The organism is Cellulophaga sp. 3_MG-2023 (assembly GCF_030546975.1).
Lineage (GTDB): Bacteria > Bacteroidota > Bacteroidia > Flavobacteriales > Flavobacteriaceae > Cellulophaga.
Window position 1 is genome coordinate 63628 of the sequence record NZ_JAUOPS010000004.1, and the last position, 20098, is coordinate 83725.

A 20098-nucleotide genomic window follows, 5' to 3' on the forward strand; every position below is an offset into this window, starting at 1 on the left:
AAAAAACTACTAACTTAGAAATTGAATGTTGCGTTTAAAAATACTCTTGTTGGCAACACTGGACGACCTACAAAAAACTCTTCATCTGTTTGGTTATTACCTAACCTTGGTGAGCCTTCTGTTACGCCATCTGAATTAAACAAATTAAATACTTGCGTACCTACTCTTAATGTTTCTCCTTCTTCACTTAAACTAAAAGTATATCCTAAATTAAGATTAGAAATACCTATTGCGTCTAATTCTATTGTATTTGTTTCATTAGTAAACTTTTTACCTGTGTAGTTAAAATCAAAACTAGCATCTAGCTTAGCATCATCATAACTAAGGCCCAAAGCACTAATAACATTTGGTTGTCTTCTTAACTCGTTACCTTCTATAGTTGGGTCGTTCTCTGACTTTGTAATCTCATGATCTTGGTATGTAAAAGAACCTGTAAAAGCAAAGTTATCTGCAAAACTCCAGTTCCAAGTACCTTCAAAACCATATGTATTAGAGTCTTGCTTATCTACTTCTTCTAAAAAACCACCTCCTGGAGCATTAACAAAACTTACAGAGCGCCTGTCTTTTAAACTAACATTATATAACGCTGCAGTTGCAGAAAAACCAGGAACACCATATTTAACACCTAATTCTCCTTGAAGAATTTTCTCTGTGTCGTATGATGAAGGATTTCCTAAAGCATCAAACTTTGTACCTCTTAACTCTGGAAAAAAGTATCCTCTAGAAAAGTTACCATATACACTTAAGTTATCATTTACTTTATACAAAGCTGCTAAAGCAACAGCAAAATCATCTGCGTATACATGACCTCTAGTATAGCTACCATCTCCCCAGGTTACATTATCTAAACCAGCAATACCTGTATTATCTACAAGGTAAGATGCTGTGCCTTCGTTTTCAATATCACCAGAAGCTCTCTCATATCTAATACCAAAATCTAAGTTCCAACGATCTAGTTTAATTTCATCTGCTATAAATGCAGCTATTTTATTACTAGAAATATTACGATTTGTATACGCTAAACCTCTGTTTGTAACACCGTTTACACTGTAATCTGATACATTAACCAAACTTGGCCTGTTGTTGTATTCTCCTAAATACCTAGTAATAACATTAAAATCTCCTGCTTCTGATCTAGAAAAGAATGTACCAAAAGTAATATTGTGTATATCTACAGACTTTGTTAATTTAATGTCTGCCATTAACTCACGTAGCGGTCTATCTCTGTCTAAAATTCTGTTTTCAAAAAGTAATGCATCTGCATCTAAAGGTTGCCCGTTTAAGTATGTAAAATCTCCGCTTGCTAAGCCTCTTGCATCTAAATACTCTTGTTGTGTTTCTACAACTTTTGCTCCGCCTACACCGCTACCATCTAAAAATAAGTTAAACTGATGTGCGTATTTAGAGTAACGTAATTTTGCATCTAACTTAAAACTATCATCAAACCTATGTTTAAAATCTGCCATAATGTAAGACCCCTTTGTAGATACTCCGTCTTGTATTGGAGACGTGTATATACCATCTGGAGTTCTGTAAGATATGTCTTGTGCATCTGCAGTTTGCAGTGTAAAAATTTCATCTCCGTTATTTCCATTTGGTCTTTCTCTAGAACCACCCTCTAATGGGTAAGGCAAGAAAAATTGCACCTGATCATCTATATACTGACCAGATATTGTAATAGAACCTTTTTCTGTTACGTGCTTAATATTACCTCTTAACTGAAAACCTTCTGTTGGTAAACCTGTAATAATTGGCCCTTCATCATATCTATAAAATCCAGATAGTGCGTAAAAGGTTTTAGAATCTTCTCCGCCTAAAGGACCACTAGTAACAAAATCTGCTTTGTACCTAGAGTTGCTACCAAACTCGGTTCTTAATGTTGTTTTTTGTTGAACCGTTCCTGTAATACTGGTATAATTTATAATACCCGCAACAGAACCAACTCCGTATAAAATTGAAGAACCACCACGCACAAATTCTAAACTTTTTATGCCTATATCATTCCTAAAATATACATCATGAGCAGATGAGTTTAAACCAAATGTGCTTAATACTGGCATACCATCTATTTGTAATGGATTAAACTGGTATTGACCACCAGAAGGCAAACCTCTTACAAAAATGTTAGATGCTACCTCACCACCACCACCTTCTGCGGTGATACCTGGCACACTACGCAATACGTCTGCCTGGCTACTTGTATTTACTTTTGCTAATTGTTTTGCCCCTAAAGAGGTTACAGATAAAGGTGTTTCTTTTTGGGACCTTCTGGTTGATGTTGCTGTTAGTAAAACCTCATCTAACTGTTGTCCGTCTGCATTTAAAACAAAATTTAATGTAACTGAAGAACCAGATAAGTTAACAGTTTTTTCTATAGTAGTATACCCTATATAAGTAACTCTTATTATTTGCGAGCCACTTAAACTAGTGTTAAATGTGTAATTACCATCAAAATCTGATGTTGTCCCTTCACTTGTTCCTTTTATAATAATATTAGCTCCATCTACCGGAACTCCATCTGAATCTTTAACCGTACCAGAGATATCTGTTTGTCCAAACACTCCTGTAATGCTAAAAATTAATGCGAATGCAATAATTAAATTTTTCATTTTGTTGAGTTTTAATAAGTTTAAGTTTGTTGTCAGTTATTTATAAAATGTACAATTGTGAAGTAAATTTATAAGGTGATTCTCAACAAATCAATAGTTTTATTGCAATAAAATAACGCAAACGTTTGTGCAATCGATTGCATAAACACTTTTTTTTGAGTATATTAACTTACAAACCCCAAAGTAAATGGCTAAAAAAGTAAATATCACGCTAAAAGAGCTATCAAAAAGACTAAATGTATCTGTATCAACAGTTTCCAGAGCTTTAAACAATCATCCTGATATTAGTCCGGCTACAATTAAAAAAGTTAAAGATTTAGCAAAAGAGCTCAACTACATTCCCAATCTTTTTGCCAAAGGATTTAGAGCAAAAAAAACAAATACATTAGGTGTTGTTGTTCCTAATATTTGCCACAGCTTTACTGCTACTATTTTAAAAGGCATTTTAACCCAAGCAGAAACTTTAGGATACAGAGTAATTATATCTGAATCTAAAAACAACGAAGAGAAACAGTTTGAAATGCTGCAAACTATGATACAGTTTGGAGTAGACGGCGTACTTATGTCTTTAGCCAGAAAAACAAAATCTGTAGACTCTATATTAAGTATATTAGAACGTATACCACTTGTTTTGTTTGATAAAGTTTCTGATAAAATACCTTGCTCACAAATTGTAATAGATGATGAAGAAGCATCTTTTAATGCAGTAGAGCATTTAATTGGTTTAGGCAAAAAGAGAATTGCTATTTTAAAAGAAACAGAAAACTCTTATAACTCAAGAACAAGATTAGCTGGCTATAAGCGTGCATTAACTAGTAACAACTTACCAATTAATGAAGATTTAATTTTTAGCGCAGAAGGAGTATCATTAGAAAGCGGAAAAAGAATAACAAGACAAATTGCTAGTATGAAAAATAGACCAGATGCTATTTTTGCCATTACAGACAATGCAGCAATTGGAGCTATACAAACCCTAAAAACCTTAAACATTAATATTCCTAATGAAATTGCGGTTGTTGGTTTTAGTAACTCTGTTAAATCTACTATAATATCTCCAAGTTTAACAACCATAAACCAACCAGGAAGTAAAATTGGCGCAACTGCTGTTAATTATTTATTACACGAAATATTAAACCCAAAAGAAACTATGCAAACCAAAACCATAGAGGTAAAAACAAATTTAGTTGTTAGAGAATCTACCTTTAAGGGGTAAACCGCTAACAACTAAACTTAAATATACTTGTACTTATATTTATTTTTTACGCATAAATACAGAAATAGGCACTCCTTCAAAATTAAAATTTTCTCTTAATTTATTTTCTAAGAAACGCTTATAAGGATCACGTACATACTGTGGTAAATTACAGAAAAATGCAAACTGCGGATAAGGAGTTGGTAATTGTGTACAAAACTTAATTTTAACAAACTTACCTTTATACGCTGGTGGCGGATAGTTTTCTATAATAGGTAACATAACGTCATTAAACTTACGTGTCTGTATTTTTCTAGCTCTATTATTATAAACCTCTACAGCTGTTTCTATAGCTTTAAAAATACGTTGTTTGGTAAGTACAGATACAAATATAATTGGCACATCTGTAAAAGGCTCTATAGCTTGCTTAATACGTGTAGTATATTCTTTTATAGAATTGGTTTCTTTATCTTCTACCAAATCCCATTTGTTTACCAAAATAACAACACCTTTATTGTTACGTTGTGCTAACCAAAAAATATTCTCTACCTGACCATCAAAACCACGAGTAGCATCTAACATTAAAATACAAACATCTGCGTGCTCTATAGCTCTAACAGAACGCATTACAGAATAAAATTCTAAGTCTTCTTTTACTTTAGCTTTTCTACGGATACCAGCTGTATCTACCAAGTTAAACTCAAAACCAAATCTGTTGTACTTTGTATCTATACTGTCTCTGGTAGTACCAGCAACATCTGTTACAATGTATCTTTCTTCACCAATTAAGGCGTTTATAAATGAAGACTTACCAGCATTTGGCCTACCTACTACAGCAAACCTAGGTAAATCATCATTTTCTTGTTCTTTTTCTGGAAGTACCTTTACAACAGCATCTAACAAATCTCCTGTTCCACTACCATTAATACTGGCAATAGTATAATACTCTCCTAAACCAAGTGAATAAAACTCTACAGCATCTTCTGCTCTTTTAGAGTTATCTACCTTATTTACGACTAAAAAAGTTGGCTTATCTACTCTACGCAACAATTTAGCTACATCTTCATCCATACCTGTTACGCCAGACTCTACGTCTACCATAAAGATAATAGCATCTGCCTCATCTATAGCTAATTCTACTTGCTTATCAATCTCTGCTTCAAAAACATCTTCACTTCCTAATACGTACCCACCAGTGTCTATTAGAGAAAACTCAACTCCATTCCAATCACTTTTACCGTAGTGACGATCTCTTGTAACACCACTAACAGCATCTACAATTGCTTCTCTACGTTGAATTAATCTATTAAAAAAAGTGGACTTCCCTACATTTGGTCTTCCTACGATGGCAACAATAGCACTCATTCTTTTATTTTTTTGCAAAAGTACTATTAATATCTGAAGAAAAACAGTATCTTTTTGTTTACTATCTATTTACATAATGAAAACATTACCTAACGACATTGTTTTAAGGCCTAGATTTCAGCTAAAATTAGACCATCCAAGCAGTATAATTCTTCATCAGTTTGAAAACACAAACAGTAACGATATTACTTGCAAACGATTAGATGAGCATCTCTTTTTAAAAATTAAACCTAAAAACATTCATTTTTGGTCTCCACAACTTCATTTAGAACTAGATAGTATTAATAAAGAAAGTTGCAAAATTTATGGTGTTTTTGGTCCCAACCCTTCATTATGGACCTTTTTTATGTTTATTCATTTTGCTATAGCAATTGCTTTTCTAATTTTTGCCATTTGGGGATACACAAACTGGTCTTTAAACAAATCTTACTTTTTACAACTAACTAGTATAATTTTTATGAGTATTATTTGGGTGTCTTTATACATTTTTGGTCGTATAGGAAAACAAAAAGGAAAGCCACAAATGAATGAACTTTATGCTTTTATGCAGCAAACTATTGCTGAGTGTACTGCATAAAAAAATCCCTAACAACTACCATAAGTAGCTATTAAGAATTTTTTTAGAATATAAATTACAACTTATTTTATTTCGTAAATAGATACAGTGTTAGAAACCTCGTTAGTTATTATAACTAAATTTTCTCCAGACGGACTATCTTCTGCAGATACAGTTAGTAAGCCCTCAGGAGCCACATCACTACCATTAAAAATCCAATGTACATATTCTGGAGCTGCAGGGTTTGTAATATCATAAACCATTACACCACCTGTACGTTCTAAGCCTACAAACAATAATGTTGCATCTCCTATTTTTAAAGTAGCTACAGACTCTGGTTCTGTACCTTTATCATCACTTCTGCCATCTGCTTCACCCTCATCTGCATTAAAATAAGCAGGATTAACTTCTAATGTTTTTTTGCCAATAGCATCTCCGCTGTCATAAACTAAAGATCCGTCTGTATTCCAAATTGTAAAAGATCTTGCTCCGTATGAATACAGCTCGTCAAAATCACCATCATTGTCTGTGTCACCATTTGCCGTAGTAATTTTAAGTCTACCTAAGTTTTCATTTAATTGAAGGTCTGCAGCGTTAGGAAAAACTGTAGGGTCTAATGTTACATCTTTAACACGTTCTTCTTCAGAATAGCCATCATAATCTCTAGAGTCTCCCTCGTTTGCAGAAATAATATAACCTGTTCCGTTTATAGATGCATACGTTATAGCATCTGGCATATAAAAACCTTTTACTGGCCAGTTTTTAAAATTACCAACAATATCATCTTTATTACTAGCATCTAACATATTATCTGTTAGCATATGGTCTTTAACACCTAAACCAAAAACCTGAGTAATACTTTTAGAGTTTAAGTTAACTACAGCCATACCGTTGTTCTCTTGTAAAGAAACATAAGCAAACCTACTATCTTTAGAAACCGCTACATACTCTGGCTCTATATCTTGCGCAACAGTTGCACCAGGACCAAATACTCTAAAATTATTGTCTATATCCTGACCATTAAAACCTGCAAAGCTTAACTGTACAACTTCTTTTTTAGTTAAGTCTACTACTGTTATAGAACCCTCTGGGTCTATAGTGTAATCATCATTTGGCTCGCCTTCATTAGCAGAAATAATGTATTTACCATCTGGACTAAAAGTTACCATATCTGGCAAAGCACCAGCAGCATAAGATTGCTCTAAAACTTGTGTATCTGTATTATAGGTTACAATTTTACCATTTGCTTGTTTGTTTGCATTTTCTACTGCAACCGCAAGCAATCCATTATAGGTTGCCACACTGTTTGGTGTACCTGTTAACGCTATAGGAGTTAGTTTAGATGGCGATTCTGGTGAAGATAAATCCCAAACCGAAACTTCGTTATTATTAGGGTTAACCACAAATAGTTTTTTAGAAACCTTGTCATAAGCACTAATTTCTGCAAAACCTTCATCTCCGGTTCCGTTGGTAAAACCACCAACTCTATTAAACGTTAAGGCAGATGTGTCTATAGGAGTTTCACCGCCACTGTTATCGTCTTTATCACAAGAAACAAACAGCGCTACAACTAATGCAGCGCTTAATACATATTTTTTCATTTTCAGGTTGATTATATAGTTCTCCCAAAAATGATGATGTAATATAACTTTATTGTAAACTTAAAAACAAAGAAAGGTTAGCTTTTAGCCTTTATTGTAACCAAAACGTTTTAATTGGTTTGCATTGCTACGCCAATTTTTATTTACCTTAACATAAAGCTCTAAGTGTACTTGCTTGTCAAAAAACTTTTCTAAGTCTTTACGTGCCTCTACACCTACTCTTTTTAAAGCAGAACCTTTATGACCAATAATAATACCTTTTTGCGAATCTCTTTCTACCATAATTACGGCACGCATTCTAATAATATCTTCGTCTTCAAAAAATTCTTCTGTATCTATTTCTACAGCGTAAGGAACTTCTTTTTTATAAAATTGAAGTATTTTTTCTCTAATAGTTTCGTTTACAAAAAAACGTTCTGGCTTATCTGTTAACTGGTCTTTAGGGTAGTACGCAGGAGACAGTGGCAATAACTCTATAATTCTAAGAAAAACCTCTTTTACATTAAAGTTCATTAAGGCAGAGATTGGGTGTATTTCTGCTGTTGGCAATTGCTCTTGCCAATATTGTACTTGCTCCTCTAGTTTTTCTTGCTCAGAGGCATCAATTTTATTTAATAATAATAGTACCGGTATTTTACTATTTTTCAACTTATTAAAAAACGCTTCATCTTTTAATGCTTTTTCTCCTATTTCTACCATATAAATAAGAATATCAGCATCTTCAAAAGCAGTCTTTACAAAATCCATCATAGAACTTTGTAATTCATAAGCTGGTTTTATAATTCCTGGAGTATCAGAAAGTATTACCTGAAAATCATCACCATTAACAATACCCAAAATACGATGCCTTGTAGTTTGCGCTTTAGAGGTAATAATAGACAGTTTTTCGCCCACAAAGGCGTTCATTAAAGTAGATTTACCCACATTTGGGTTTCCTATAATATTTACAAATCCGGCTTTATGAGTCATTTTACTATTTTATCATTTAAAATGCAAAGGTACACTATTGTACGGCTTTACTACAATGCAAACCCTAAAATTAAGTATAATATAATGGTTGCAATACCACCAATTAAGGCATAAGGCAACTGTGTATTTACGTGATCTATATGGTCACTTGCAGAAGACATTGACGATATTATAGAGGTGTCTGATATTGGTGAACAATGATCACCAAAAATACCACCACCTAAAGTTGCTGCAATTACTAACGTTATTGGTGCTTGGTGTACCTCTGCCATTGGTATTGCTATAGCCATCATTATTGCAAATGTACCCCATGATGTACCTGTAGAAAATGCTATAAAAGAGCTAATTACAAATATTATGGCTGGTAAAAACTCTGGAGACAACCAGTCTTTAGACCATTCTGCTACAAATTTACCTGTACCCAACTCGTTACAAGCATCGCCAATTGCAAACGCTAATAACATAAGTAATGCTAATGGCATAAGCTCACTAATACCTTTTAAAACCAAGTCTATCATTTCTTTGGTTTTCATTATTTTTTGAGACCTGTACAACACCATTGCCACCAAAATAGCGGTTAATACAGCGTATAATACAGAAGAAGACCCAGAACCCTGACCAATTGCTTTAAAAATATGGTCTGATGTTGATACAGCATCTGTAACATTACCCCAACCAGTGTATACCAAGTTTATTGGCATCATAAACACCATTGTAGCCAAAGGAATAATCATATTATACGCCTTTGCTTTAATACCTTCTTTAGGTGCTAACGAAGTAACCTCACTAGATAGCATAGGTTTAGAATTGTCGTTTAAAAGCTTACCTGTTTCTCGTGTTCGTTTTTCTGCTTTGGCCATAGGACCAATATCTTTTTTAAACACAATTACAATTATTACTATTGCAATGGCTAAAATGGGATAAAAATTATACGCTATGGATGACAGCATTAATCCAAACGGATTGTCTAATCCTTGTGTCACCAACAAGCCCATAATAAAAGCTCCCCACGCATTAAAAGGGATTAATATAGATGATGGCGCAGAACTAGAATCTGCTATATACGCTAGTTTTTCTCTTGGTATTTTTAATTTATCAAAAACAGGTCTGTACAACGTACCTACTGTTAATGAGCTTATACTGGTTTCTACAAATAACAAAATACCTGTAAGTAATGCTAGTAACTGTACAATTACTCTGCTGTAGCCTTTTTGTTTTTTCTCGAAATATACAATTACTTTGTTAAGCTGATTTATAAAGCCCTCTACACCTTTTGAGTACTGAATAAATAAGAGCAACGCCCCCACCAAGGCACTAAACATTATGGTTCTTGTATTGCCCTCTGACTTAAATACGTTAACCATACCTTCTATGGCGCTTAAAGTACCCGTTAAAAAGTTCCAATCGTTTATGATAATCCACGAAAACCATATACCAAAAAGCAAAGCTATGTATACTTGTTTGGTACGTAATGCTAGTACAATTGCAATTATTGGAGGTAATATTGATAGCCAGCCGTAATTATCCATAAAAAAATAGGTTTAGTAAAGGTTTTATAAAACGTTACAAAATAGTAAGATTTTATAGAATACTAGCTGTTTTAAGCGTCAAAAAACACACGTAAAAAATGCTAAATAAATATTTTTTAGAATTATTTTGATTTTGGCTTGCCGGATAGAAAAAAGGTTGTATATTTGCAGTCCGAAATATAACGGTCAGCAGTTATGATCTGAGAGTTAAAAGCTAAGATGTTTATTTTGGAAACGCAAATCGCGGGATAGAGCAGTAGGTAGCTCGTCGGGCTCATAACCCGAAGGTCACTGGTTCGAGTCCAGTTCCCGCTACAAAGTATAAAAGCTTCACAGAAATGTGAAGCTTTTTTTATACGCTAAACTTAAGTAGGCGCTTCTACTCTATTATTTTGGTTTACATATTCTATCTATTTACACTTATAATAGAAAAATTACTCACCATTAATTTTATACTATTTATAAAAAATTGATGCCCATTTACAAATATCCGTAATTACAATAAACAAAATAGTTTTACATTGTAAAAAAATTAAGCGCTAAAAATAACCATAACAGAATATTTTCGTTTATTTAGCCATATTGTAGCAATAACTTTTAGCTGATTAATTACCTGCAAACTAAAAAAAGTCCACTGCACGGTCAATCATATTATTTTTGCCAAGGCCAAAATCCAAAGTAAAAAAAAAAATAATAATAAAAGAGCTTGCCTTTTCACCAACACCTTACCTGAATAAAAAAACGAATTAAATTGGAATTTAATAAAATGTCCGTAAATTTGTCCGTGTACGCAAAAACGTCCGCAAATAATTATGGCAACAATAAATTTTTACTTAGATAAAACTGATAAAAAAGGTTTTGCACCAATTCACCTTCGAATTAACTGCAACGGAAGTCAAGTTAAAGTTTCAACAGGACAGAAAATTGAACCTGAAAAATTTGACAAGTCTGAACAGAAAGCGATAGGTTCAAGTGTGGAATCAAACGAAATCAATCATTATTTAGATTTCTTAAGAGAAAGAACTGATGAACTTTTACACCATTCTAATAAAAAGACTTTTATTCAAGATGATGTTAAAAGAATTTTAAACGAACACATAGAAAATTATAAAGAAAATAATAACATAAATATTGTAAAAGAACAAGTTTCGCTTTACGGTAAACCGTTCACTTTTGTAGATTTATTTGCTGGAGCAGGTGGTTTTAGCGAAGGATTTTTACAAGCTGAACATAACAATAAGTTCTTTGATTTTGTTGTTGCTAATGATATAAACGAAAACTGTGAATTAACTCACTTAGTACGATATAATCACCAATTAGGTTTGGATGCAGAATTTCTTAAACAAGATATTACTGAACCAGATTTTTTAGACAACTTATTAGAGAAAATAGATGGTAAAAAAATTGATGTTGTCTGTGGTGGACCACCTTGTCAAAGTTTCAGTCTTGCAGGGAAAAGAAAAAAGTTTGATAAAAAAGATGATTTATTCTCTCATTATCTAGAAGTAATAAAGGTTTTACAACCAAAATACTTCGTTATGGAAAATGTCAAGGGAATTTTGACAAAAGAAAAAGGCAAAATAAAAGAACTAATCATCAAAGAGATTAACTCTATTATTGACACAAAAGAAATTCCATTACTAATTTCATTTATTAAAAAAACACGAAAAGAATCTAATTCGTTTCTTTTTGACAGTATTATAAAGCGAGTAGAACTAGAAAAATTACTTGAAAAAGATAAAGAAACTGGAAAAGCTGATTTCATCACTTTTGTAGAAAATAGATTTAGAAAATTAACGCCTAAAATTGCTGATTACAAAACGAGTAAAACTGACGAAAATATAAATACAATTCGCCACGGTTTTAACCTTTTAGCTAGAACAAAAGAATGGGAAAAGCTAAAACGTGATATTATAAAGGAAAAAGATTTTTGCAATATTGACAGCGACAATTTCGCAAATGCTTTCACAGATTTCCTTACAGAAATTAGTTCTGAAAATGTGATTTCAAAAATTGAAGACGCTTTCAAAATTCTAAAAGTACCAAGTACTTATAAAAAAGATTGCGAAGACATTATTACATCCTTAAAAATCTACACAACGTCTTTTGATGAATCCATTGAAATATTAAAATCGCATTGTAATACAAAACAAAATAAAGAGTTAGAAACTATTCTTGAAAGCATTAGGCTTTATAAAATAGAACAGCCATTTGTTGCTAACGCATCAAATTATGGTGTTCCACAAAATAGAGAAAGAGTACTTTTTATAGGTTGCCGCAAAGACCAAAAGTATATTTCTGAAATTCCAGCAACAGTTTCAGAAGAAGAAAAAGTCACCATTTTTGAAGCTCTGTATGACTTGGATTTCATAGGTAATAATCAAGAAGCTCACCGTTACGAATTGGTTGACATTTCAGCTCAATACAATGGAACAGCCAAAAAAATGGCCAAACTTTTAAAGAAGCGTAGAATTGATGGAAAGCCAATTTCAAAAGGTGGAAAATCATTTGCTGAGTGGTCAAAAAAAGGTCGATTGATTGAACGTTTCAAACCACAAACTAAGCCGTTTTATGTTAGAAATAGCGAAGCACTTGAAAATGGAGAAAAGTATTTTGACATACTAAACAATCACAAAACAAGTAACCAAAACGAAACCGTTATTGAAAGACTTGGTGTCATTTTAAAAAATGGAAACTACAGAAAAGCACAACCAGAGCTTGAAAAATTAAATCTTTCTACAAACAAGAGAAATTACAATGTTTTAAAGCCAGACGAACAAAGCTCTACCATAATGACTATTGCAGATGATTACATTCATTACAATTCTCCAAGGTCTTTAACTGTTAGAGAAATGGCACGCTTACAATCTTTTGACGACTCTTTTGTATTCCAAGGCAAACGCTCAACAGGTGGAAATAATAGAAAGACAGAAGTCCCACAATACACTTTAGTGGGTAATGCTGTTCCACCATTATTAGCAAGAGCAGTAGCAAGTGAAATTTTAAAACATATCAAGTGAGAAAACTTACAACCGCAGAACAAGAAAAGATAAAATTACTGACTAAAAACCAAGTTTCTCTTACTTTAATTGAACCAACCGAAACAGGATTAAAAAAATCTATAATGGATGCGACAGGTTCTGTTCGTAGCTATTTAAAAAGTGAGAATATACACGATTACGAATTACAAAGTCAGGGAACGGAGAGTAAAGTAATGATTCCAGCAATTATTCATACTGGTTTTAAGACTATAGAATCAAAAGCATCTTTATATCGTCCTTCAACCAAAAAGGGAGACCCAAGGATTTGGTTTTATAGCCTAACAAAGGTTGCTGACCCAAACGATATTATTGGAATAACTTACTTTGATAACCGATTTCAAGTTTTCAACTTAACAAAATTAGATATCAGAGAATTGATTAATTCTTCAATTCTGAATCCATTTCAAGAGCTAATTAATGCAATTAACACAACTGAGAACGAAGTCGCTTTTGAGCTTTTGGCTATGTTAAGAAAAATAGCAAATGCTGGCCCAATTCCTTCAATGGTTGACGCTGACACTTCGGTTGGAAGAACACTTGAAACAGCACTCGGAATTGACATTAATTCCTCTAAACAACCAGACTACAAAGGAATTGAGCTTAAATCATTTAGAAACAGCAGAACAAATCGAAAAAACCTATTTGCACAAGTTCCAGATTGGAAATTGAGTAAATTTAAAAGTTCGGCAGAAATTCTTAATAACTTCGGTTATGAACGAGAAGAGGATTTTAAGCTCTATTGCACAGTTTCGGCAATTACGAGAAACTCGCAAGGCTTGAATTTAAGAATCGATAGCGACATTAAACAACTGATTGAAAACTCTGATAAACCAGAGGTTGGCGATTTTGTGGTTTGGACGTTAGACAAACTTCATAATCGACTAAAGTCAAAACATAAAGAAACCTTTTGGGTAGAAGCCGAAAGTACCAGAATAAATGACCGAGAACATTTTCAATATAAGTTGGTAGAACATACTAAAAAGCCAATTACATCGCAATTTGACTTGCTAATTGAACAAGGCATTATAACGCTTGACCATTTAATTAAACGAAATTCAAAAGGTAAAGTTGTCGAAAAAGGTCCATTGTTTAAAATTAAACCGAAAGGAATTGAATTACTGTTTCCGCCAAGTGAAAGTTACAATTTAATTGCATAGCGGAATTGCCAACGCTGAAAGTCATAAACTTTCGCAATTACTCACGGTTTTTAATTTAAGTCATTATTATAGTAAGCTCATAGACTCCAAAACAAGTTCTATGAGTTTTTTTATGCGCTAAATTTAAGTTTGTGCTTGTTCTCGCACACTTACAAAGTTAAATGCTAAACCAAGCAACTACTCATAGTCGAGACTGCTAGCTAAAATTTGGATGTGATTCGTTTTTGGTGTATTTTTACATCAAATAAATAAATTATGTCGAGACAAAGTATATCATTTACAAAGCCAAACGATGAATGGTTAAAAGCCCAAGTAGACAATAAAGAATATTCTAGCAAAAGCGAATTAGTTAACGATTTAATTAGACAAGCACGAAAACAACAAGTTCAAATTGATTGGGTTAGAGCTAAAATTGAAAAAGCTGAAAATAGTGGATTTACGAGTGATAGTAAAGAAAGTATTTTAGCTCAATCAAAGTCTATGCTTAATGGCTAAATACAAACTTACAAATGAAGCAAAAAATGACTTAATTCGGATTCACCATTACGGAGTTAAAAAATTCGGAATAACCCAAGCAGACAAATATTTTGAGTCTTTTTTTGAATATTTTGACATTATCGCTAAACGTCCTTTTTCCTTTGAATCTGTTGACTATATAAAAAAAGGATACAGACGTTGCACGTGTGGCGTTGATAGTATTTCTTATAAGGTCAATGAAAATATTGTTGAAATAGTGACAATAATTGGAAGACAAGATTTGAATGAAAAATTATAATGGAATTTAAAAAACCGTAGCCAACAAAAAATCAAATTAAAACAAATTCTTAGTTATTTAAAGACTTTACTATAGTAAGCTCATAAACTCTAAAACAAGTTCTTTGAGCTTTTTTTATTGTATTTATTTCTGCAATATGGAAATGTAAGTTTCATCATATGGCTTGCAAGAATTTTTATTTTCACAATACAGCATAAGATGTATATAATAAGAGAGTAATTAAGAACCAATTTAAAGTTAATTTCTTTTCTGCTACCTTTGTTTTTAAACTGAAAATAGAGGTATACAAATCAGCTGCTTTCATATATAAAACTGTTGGCAATTTGAAGCAACTAAAACACAATTTACAGCATCCTACTGATACCCATTTGATACTAAAAATTGAGCTAAATCGTGGATTCAATGAAGATATAGAATAAAAAGTTCCGAACATACTCAAGTTACCTGCAATCAAAAAAATACACAAATGAACGAAATCAAAAAGTTTATTGATACTATTTCTCCAATGAATGATTCTGACTGGGAATTTTTCTCTTCTAAACTACAAGAAGTAAAATTAAAAAAACACACGACTATATTAGAAATGGGTAAAATTGAAAATTATGTATCATTTATTTCCAAAGGAATAATTAGACTGTATATTCCTAGAGAGGCTTCTGATTTAACTTTTGGCTTTTTATTTGCTAATGAATTTGTTACTGCTTATGATTCTTTTTTAACACAAAGTCCATCCGAGTATGAAATAGAAACGTTGACCGAAACAACTTTATGGAAAATTTCGGAAAAAGATTTACAAGAAGTCTATGACAACACAAATAATGGAAATATTATCGGAAAAAAAATGGCAGAGAAAATGTTTCTAATAAAATCTAAAAGGGAACTTTCTTTATTAAATAAAACGGCAGAACAGAGATATTTGGACTTGTTCACTGATAGACCGAAATTATTACAGCAAATTCCTCTAAAATATATTGCCTCATATATTGGGATTACGCCGCAAGCACTTAGTAGAATAAGAAAGCGCATTAATTAACTTGGGTTCATTCGTTTTATTTATTCTTTTCTAACCTTTGTGCTTCACTAATTTAGAAAAATATGAAACCGTTAATTATTCTGTTAGTAGCTTTTATAATCTCTCTTTTTGTAATTGGGTTTATGAGGAAAGAATATGACTTTACTCGATCTGCTAGGATTGCAATGTCTATAATGCTAGTGTTTACAGCAATTGGGCATTTTATATTTACAAAAGGAATGTCAATGATGGTACCTCAATTTATTCCTTTTAAAAATAGTTTTGTTTACCTAACAGGAATCTTTGAGATTTTACTTGCAATAAGCCTTTTAATTCCTAAACTTAAAGTTATATCAGGATGGACATTAATTATTTTCCTTCTTTTAATGTTACCCGCAAATATTTATGCTTCTATACATAATGTAAACTACCAAAAAGGAACATTTGATGGAAATGGTCTTGCCTATTTATGGTTTCGAATCCCATTACAAGTCTTGTTTGTTATATGGACTTATATGTGTACAATCCGAGTTTAACGAAGAAAGCCAGTGGCTAAAAATGTATAAGAAAATAGAAGGCGTTTGTGTTAAACTGAGAGGTCTGTGTATAGAAACAAAGTCAGCTAAATATAAAATATGGCTTTTATAGTAGAAAAGATAAAAGCAAAAATATTTATATTTAGCTAAGTAATAAACCGAAACGAAAGTGCTTATCAACAGCCTTGTGTTTCTTACAATGAACGTTGTAACCAATTAAAAACCATTTCCAATCAAACAATCCATAGTGCATATCGCATTAGTCGTAAAAGATTATGATGAAGCGATTGAATTTTATACAAAAAAGTTGAATTTTGAATTAATAGAAGATATTTATCAACCAGAACAAGATAAAAGATGGGTTATAATATCACCACCAAACTCTGTTGGAACAACAATATTATTAGCTAGAGCATCGAAAAAGGAGGAAGAGTATTTCTATTCTTAAATTCTGATGATTTTTGGAGAGATTATAATGAAATGAAATCAAGAGGAATTGAATTCATAAGAGAACCGAAAAAAGCGGATTACGGAACTGTTGCTGTTTTTAAGGATTTATATGGAAATTTATGGGATTTACTGGAGTTAAATCCCGAACACCCGATTGCAAAAAGAACGAAACAAAAAACTAGTCATTACAAATAACTGAGGTGAAAAACAAACAAATTCTTCGTTATTTTAAGGCTTTATTATAGTAAGCTCATAAACTCTAAAAACAAGTTCTATGAGCTTTTTTTATACGCTAAATTTAAGTTGGTGCTTCTACTCTATTATTTTAATTACACAGCTGTTTTTAAATATGATTTATGTTCTTTTTCCGCTTAAAAAATAAGAGTAACTTTAGTCTGTAATTACTAAATTTAGTAGCAATGAAAAGTAACTCTGAACATAAAATATACGACTGTATTATTATTGGTGGCGGACAAGCAGGTTTGTCTGTTGGTTATTTTTTTAGAAGAACTAAATTAGAGTATCTTATTTTAGATGAACAAGATACCGCTGGTGGTGCTTGGCTAAAAACTTGGGACAGTTTAAAGCTATTTTCGACTGCTGCATACAGCTCATTATCTGGTTGGCAAATGCCCAATACAGATGAAGAATACCCTACTAAAAACGAGTTTATTAAGTATATTACTGCTTATAAAAAAAGATACAATTTTCCTGTAAACTATAGTACAACTGTGCAGCAGGTAGTTAAAGAAAATAATTTTTATAAAGTAACTACAAACAAAGGTGTTTTTTATAGCAAAACACTAGTAAGTGCTACGGGTACTGCTAAAAATCCTTTTATTCCAACATATCCAAAAGCAGACATTTTTAAAGGAGAACAAATACATTCTGTAAATTATAAAAACGCTAGTAATTTAAAAGATAAAAATGTTATTGTTGTTGGCGGCGGTAACTCTGGTGCTCAAATTTTAGCAGAAGTATCTAAAGTTTCTAAAGCAAAATGGGTTACCCTAAAAGAACCTAATTTTTTACCTAAGGAGATAGATGGTCGTTATTTGTTTAAACAGGCCACAGAAAGTTATGTTAATAACGACACAAAAAGCTATACAGAGAAAGTATCATTAAGTGATATTGTACAAATTAAAAGCGTACAAGAAGCCTTAAAAAGAGGTGTTTTTAAAGATTATAGGCCTTTTACATCCTTTTATGAAAATGGTGTTATCTGGGAAGACAACACTAAAGAACCTGTAGATGTAGTTATTTGGTGTACTGGCTTTAGAGCTAATTTAGAACATTTGTCTGCATTGCAAATTACCCAAAACAGTAAAATAAACACAACAGGTACAAAAGCTACAGATATAAATGGCTTGTGGTTGGTTGGCTATGGCAATTGGACGGGTTTTGCCTCTGCTACTATTTATGGCGTTGGAAAAACTGCTAAACAAACTGTAAAGGAGATTGTTGCTTATGTTGGCGGTTTGTAAAACAACATCTTAAGTTTTATAATGTTAATTATTAGCTAATTACTTCTCTTATTTTATTTTTACCTCTATCTTAGATTGTAAGAAAATAAGCTTTTTAAAAGAGATTTTACATACGTAAATCTAAAAAATATGCTACCCTATAAATTAATATGAAACATTTTTTACTCTTATTTGTTACTAGTTTTACTATACTATGTAGTTCTCAAACTAAACAAAATAATATAAGCAAACTAAGCACTACAGCTAAAATATGGGGATTTTTAAAATATTATCATCCAAAAATAGCAAAAGGAGAAATAGATTGGGATAAAGAACTTTTAGATATATTACCACTAGTACAAAGTAGTAAAAACAAAAAAGAACTTTCTACAATTTATATAAATTGGATTACATCATTAGGTGAAGTTGAAATATGTGAAAATTGTACTTCAGTAGATAATGAAAATTACTTTGGTAAAAACTTTGATCTAGATTGGATTGAAGATACAAACCAATTTTCTCAAGAATTAATTGAAAAACTTAAGTTTATTGAAAAAAATAGATTCCAAGGTGATCACCATTATATATATGCAATTGAAGGAATAGGAAACCTAATTATTAATAATGAAAAAGAATACCCAAGCTACAATTGGGAAGATCAAAATCTAAGATTACTAACACTATTTAGGTATTGGAATTATATAGAGTACTTTTTTCCATACAAATATCAAATGGATAAAGACTGGGATACTGTTTTAGAAGAATCAGTTTTAAATTTCTTAAACCCTAACACAGAAACAGCTTACCACTTGGCATTATTGGAGCTATTTAGAAATACTAATGATACTCACGCACTTTTTTACACAAACCTTACAAATAAATACTTTAAATCTTATGCAATACCTGCAAAAAGCAAAATAATAAATAACAAAGTAGTACTTACTCAGCTTTGGAATAACGAGCCTGAAACTAATAATGAATGGAAAATAGGTGATGTTATTTTAGAAGTAAATGGAAAAAAAATAAAATCTATTTTAAAGAATATTGATAAGTATATACATGGTTCTAATTCATCTGCAAAATTAAGAAATGCTGCCAGTAAAATTTATAATGGAGAAGGCGACTCTTTAAAAATTAAATTTGAGAGAAACGGTAAAACAAGTATCAAAAAAATAAAATACAAGCAATTTAATAAAGCTGCTTACAAAAAAGAAAAATGGAAAATAATTGATAGTAATATTGGCTATATAAATATGGGTGAAATTACTAAAAATGATGTTCAAAAAGTATTGGATACCTTAATAAATACTAAGGCTATTATATTTGACATTAGAAACTACCCCAGAGGAACAATGTATACTATTGCAAACTTCTTATTAGAAAAACCTAAAGAGTTTGTAAAAGCATTAGTGCCAGATCTTAGTTACCCCGGAAAATTTAAGTGGATGCCAACTATAAGTTGCGGAACAAATAATCCAAAAGCTTACAAAGGAAAAGTAATTATTTTAGTAAATGAAGATACTCAAAGCCATGGAGAATTTACTACAATGGTATTACAAACAGCTAAAAAAGCAGTAATTATAGGTAGCCAAACAGCTGGTGCAGATGGCAATGTAAATCATGTAACTCTTCCGGGAGATTTTTATACCTACTTTTCTGGCATAGGCATTTTTTACCCTGATGGAAGAGAAACACAAAGAATAGGTATAGTTCCAGATATTGAAGTTAAGCCTACTATTAAAGGAATAAAAAATGGTATTGATGAAGTATTGGAAAAAGCTATTGAAATAGCAAAATAACTAAAGCAAACTGTAAAGGAGATTGTTGCTTATATTGGCGGTTT

General features: G+C 31.9%; 15 protein-coding genes, 1 tRNA gene and 1 pseudogene. 12 read left to right on the top strand and 5 right to left on the bottom strand.

The genetic code is table 11. The features are described from left to right. Positions 1-14: 14 nt before the first annotated feature. On the bottom strand, positions 15-2609 hold the full coding sequence (locus Q4487_RS11555) for a TonB-dependent siderophore receptor (RefSeq protein ID WP_303543222.1): 2595 nt from the start codon (positions 2607-2609) through the stop codon (positions 15-17). 187 nt (positions 2610-2796) lie between these two features. Here Q4487_RS11555 and Q4487_RS11560 point away from each other — a divergent pair, with 187 nt between their 5' ends. Further along, entirely contained in the window at positions 2797-3822 is a 1026-nt protein-coding gene (locus Q4487_RS11560; protein WP_303543220.1) for a LacI family DNA-binding transcriptional regulator, read from the top strand. Between the two features lie 39 nt (positions 3823-3861). Here the strand turns inward: Q4487_RS11560 and der are convergent, their stop codons facing one another. Then, on the bottom strand, positions 3862-5166 hold the full coding sequence (gene der, locus Q4487_RS11565; protein ID WP_100894971.1) for a ribosome biogenesis GTPase Der: 1305 nt from the start codon (positions 5164-5166) through the stop codon (positions 3862-3864). A 76-nt stretch (positions 5167-5242) separates the two neighbouring features. On the opposite strand from der, the gene Q4487_RS11570 reads away from it, so the two are divergent. Continuing rightward, on the top strand, positions 5243-5743 hold the full coding sequence (locus Q4487_RS11570; protein WP_303543217.1) for a GTP-binding protein: 501 nt from the start codon (positions 5243-5245) through the stop codon (positions 5741-5743). Positions 5744-5805: 62 nt separating this feature from the next. On the opposite strand, the gene Q4487_RS11575 is transcribed toward Q4487_RS11570, so the two are convergent. The 3 genes from Q4487_RS11575 to Q4487_RS11585 form a co-directional block, all read right to left on the bottom strand. Beyond that, positions 5806-7323 carry a choice-of-anchor I family protein gene (locus tag Q4487_RS11575; RefSeq protein ID WP_303543215.1) on the bottom strand — a complete coding sequence of 506 codons (1518 nt, stop codon included), beginning with the start codon at positions 7321-7323 and terminating at the stop codon, positions 5806-5808. An 84-nt stretch (positions 7324-7407) separates the two neighbouring features. After that, on the bottom strand, positions 7408-8292 hold the full coding sequence (gene era, locus Q4487_RS11580; protein WP_013620291.1) for a GTPase Era: 885 nt from the start codon (positions 8290-8292) through the stop codon (positions 7408-7410). A 50-nt stretch (positions 8293-8342) separates the two neighbouring features. Continuing rightward, positions 8343-9821, bottom strand: coding sequence for a Na+/H+ antiporter NhaC family protein (locus Q4487_RS11585; protein ID WP_303543213.1), 1479 nt, complete (start codon positions 9819-9821; stop codon positions 8343-8345). Between the two features lie 242 nt (positions 9822-10063). Here Q4487_RS11585 and Q4487_RS11590 point away from each other — a divergent pair. The 10 genes and pseudogenes from Q4487_RS11590 to Q4487_RS11640 all read left to right on the top strand — a co-directional run bounded on the left by Q4487_RS11590 (position 10064) and on the right by Q4487_RS11640 (position 20054). Beyond that, positions 10064-10136, top strand: a tRNA-Met gene (locus Q4487_RS11590). A 497-nt stretch (positions 10137-10633) separates the two neighbouring features. Further along, positions 10634-12841: a DNA cytosine methyltransferase gene (locus Q4487_RS11595; protein WP_303543211.1), complete on the top strand. Its 2208-nt coding sequence runs from the start codon at positions 10634-10636 to the stop codon at positions 12839-12841. Then, complete coding sequence (locus tag Q4487_RS11600; RefSeq protein WP_303543209.1) at positions 12838-14019, top strand: MvaI/BcnI restriction endonuclease family protein; 1182 nt, start codon at positions 12838-12840, stop codon at positions 14017-14019. Before Q4487_RS11595 ends, Q4487_RS11600 begins: the two co-directional genes overlap by 4 nt. A 255-nt stretch (positions 14020-14274) precedes the next feature. Further along, a complete protein-coding gene (locus tag Q4487_RS11605; RefSeq protein ID WP_100894965.1) occupies positions 14275-14514 on the top strand; it encodes a CopG family transcriptional regulator in 240 nt (79 codons plus the stop codon). Next, a complete protein-coding gene (locus Q4487_RS11610; protein ID WP_303543205.1) occupies positions 14507-14794 on the top strand; it encodes a type II toxin-antitoxin system RelE/ParE family toxin in 288 nt (95 codons plus the stop codon). The genes Q4487_RS11605 and Q4487_RS11610 overlap by 8 nt, the downstream gene beginning before the upstream one ends. 466 nt (positions 14795-15260) lie before the next feature. Beyond that, entirely contained in the window at positions 15261-15827 is a 567-nt protein-coding gene (locus tag Q4487_RS11615) for a Crp/Fnr family transcriptional regulator (RefSeq protein ID WP_303543204.1), read from the top strand. A 62-nt stretch (positions 15828-15889) separates the two neighbouring features. After that, positions 15890-16342: a hypothetical protein gene (locus Q4487_RS11620; protein WP_303543202.1), complete on the top strand. Its 453-nt coding sequence runs from the start codon at positions 15890-15892 to the stop codon at positions 16340-16342. A 232-nt stretch (positions 16343-16574) separates the two neighbouring features. After that, positions 16575-16987 (top strand): annotated as a pseudogene (locus tag Q4487_RS17060) (VOC family protein). A 224-nt stretch (positions 16988-17211) separates the two neighbouring features. Next, complete coding sequence (locus tag Q4487_RS11635) at positions 17212-18276, top strand: ArsO family NAD(P)H-dependent flavin-containing monooxygenase (RefSeq protein WP_303543196.1); 1065 nt, start codon at positions 17212-17214, stop codon at positions 18274-18276. Positions 18277-18425: 149 nt separating this feature from the next. Beyond that, entirely contained in the window at positions 18426-20054 is a 1629-nt protein-coding gene (locus Q4487_RS11640) for a S41 family peptidase (RefSeq protein ID WP_303543194.1), read from the top strand. Positions 20055-20098: the final 44 nt, after the last annotated feature.

Bases quoted from the DNA above. Each gene is read 5' to 3' on its own strand.
- Q4487_RS11560 (WP_303543220.1), top strand. From the start codon at position 2,797: ATGGCTAAAAAAGTAAATATCACGCTAAAAGAGCTATCAAAAAGACTA.
- Q4487_RS11610 (WP_303543205.1), top strand. From the start codon at position 14,507: ATGGCTAAATACAAACTTACAAATGAAGCAAAAAATGACTTAATTCGG.
- Q4487_RS11635 (WP_303543196.1), top strand. From the start codon at position 17,212: ATGAAAAGTAACTCTGAACATAAAATATACGACTGTATTATTATTGGT.
- der (WP_100894971.1), bottom strand. From the start codon at position 5,166: ATGAGTGCTATTGTTGCCATCGTAGGAAGACCAAATGTAGGGAAGTCC.
- era (WP_013620291.1), bottom strand. From the start codon at position 8,292: ATGACTCATAAAGCCGGATTTGTAAATATTATAGGAAACCCAAATGTG.
- Q4487_RS11570 (WP_303543217.1), top strand. From the start codon at position 5,243: ATGAAAACATTACCTAACGACATTGTTTTAAGGCCTAGATTTCAGCTA.
- Q4487_RS11555 (WP_303543222.1), bottom strand. From the start codon at position 2,609: ATGAAAAATTTAATTATTGCATTCGCATTAATTTTTAGCATTACAGGA.
- Q4487_RS11620 (WP_303543202.1), top strand. From the start codon at position 15,890: ATGAAACCGTTAATTATTCTGTTAGTAGCTTTTATAATCTCTCTTTTT.
- Q4487_RS11640 (WP_303543194.1), top strand. From the start codon at position 18,426: ATGAAACATTTTTTACTCTTATTTGTTACTAGTTTTACTATACTATGT.
- Q4487_RS11575 (WP_303543215.1), bottom strand. From the start codon at position 7,323: ATGAAAAAATATGTATTAAGCGCTGCATTAGTTGTAGCGCTGTTTGTT.
- Q4487_RS11595 (WP_303543211.1), top strand. From the start codon at position 10,634: ATGGCAACAATAAATTTTTACTTAGATAAAACTGATAAAAAAGGTTTT.
- Q4487_RS11605 (WP_100894965.1), top strand. From the start codon at position 14,275: ATGTCGAGACAAAGTATATCATTTACAAAGCCAAACGATGAATGGTTA.
- Q4487_RS11585 (WP_303543213.1), bottom strand. From the start codon at position 9,821: ATGGATAATTACGGCTGGCTATCAATATTACCTCCAATAATTGCAATT.
- Q4487_RS11615 (WP_303543204.1), top strand. From the start codon at position 15,261: ATGAACGAAATCAAAAAGTTTATTGATACTATTTCTCCAATGAATGAT.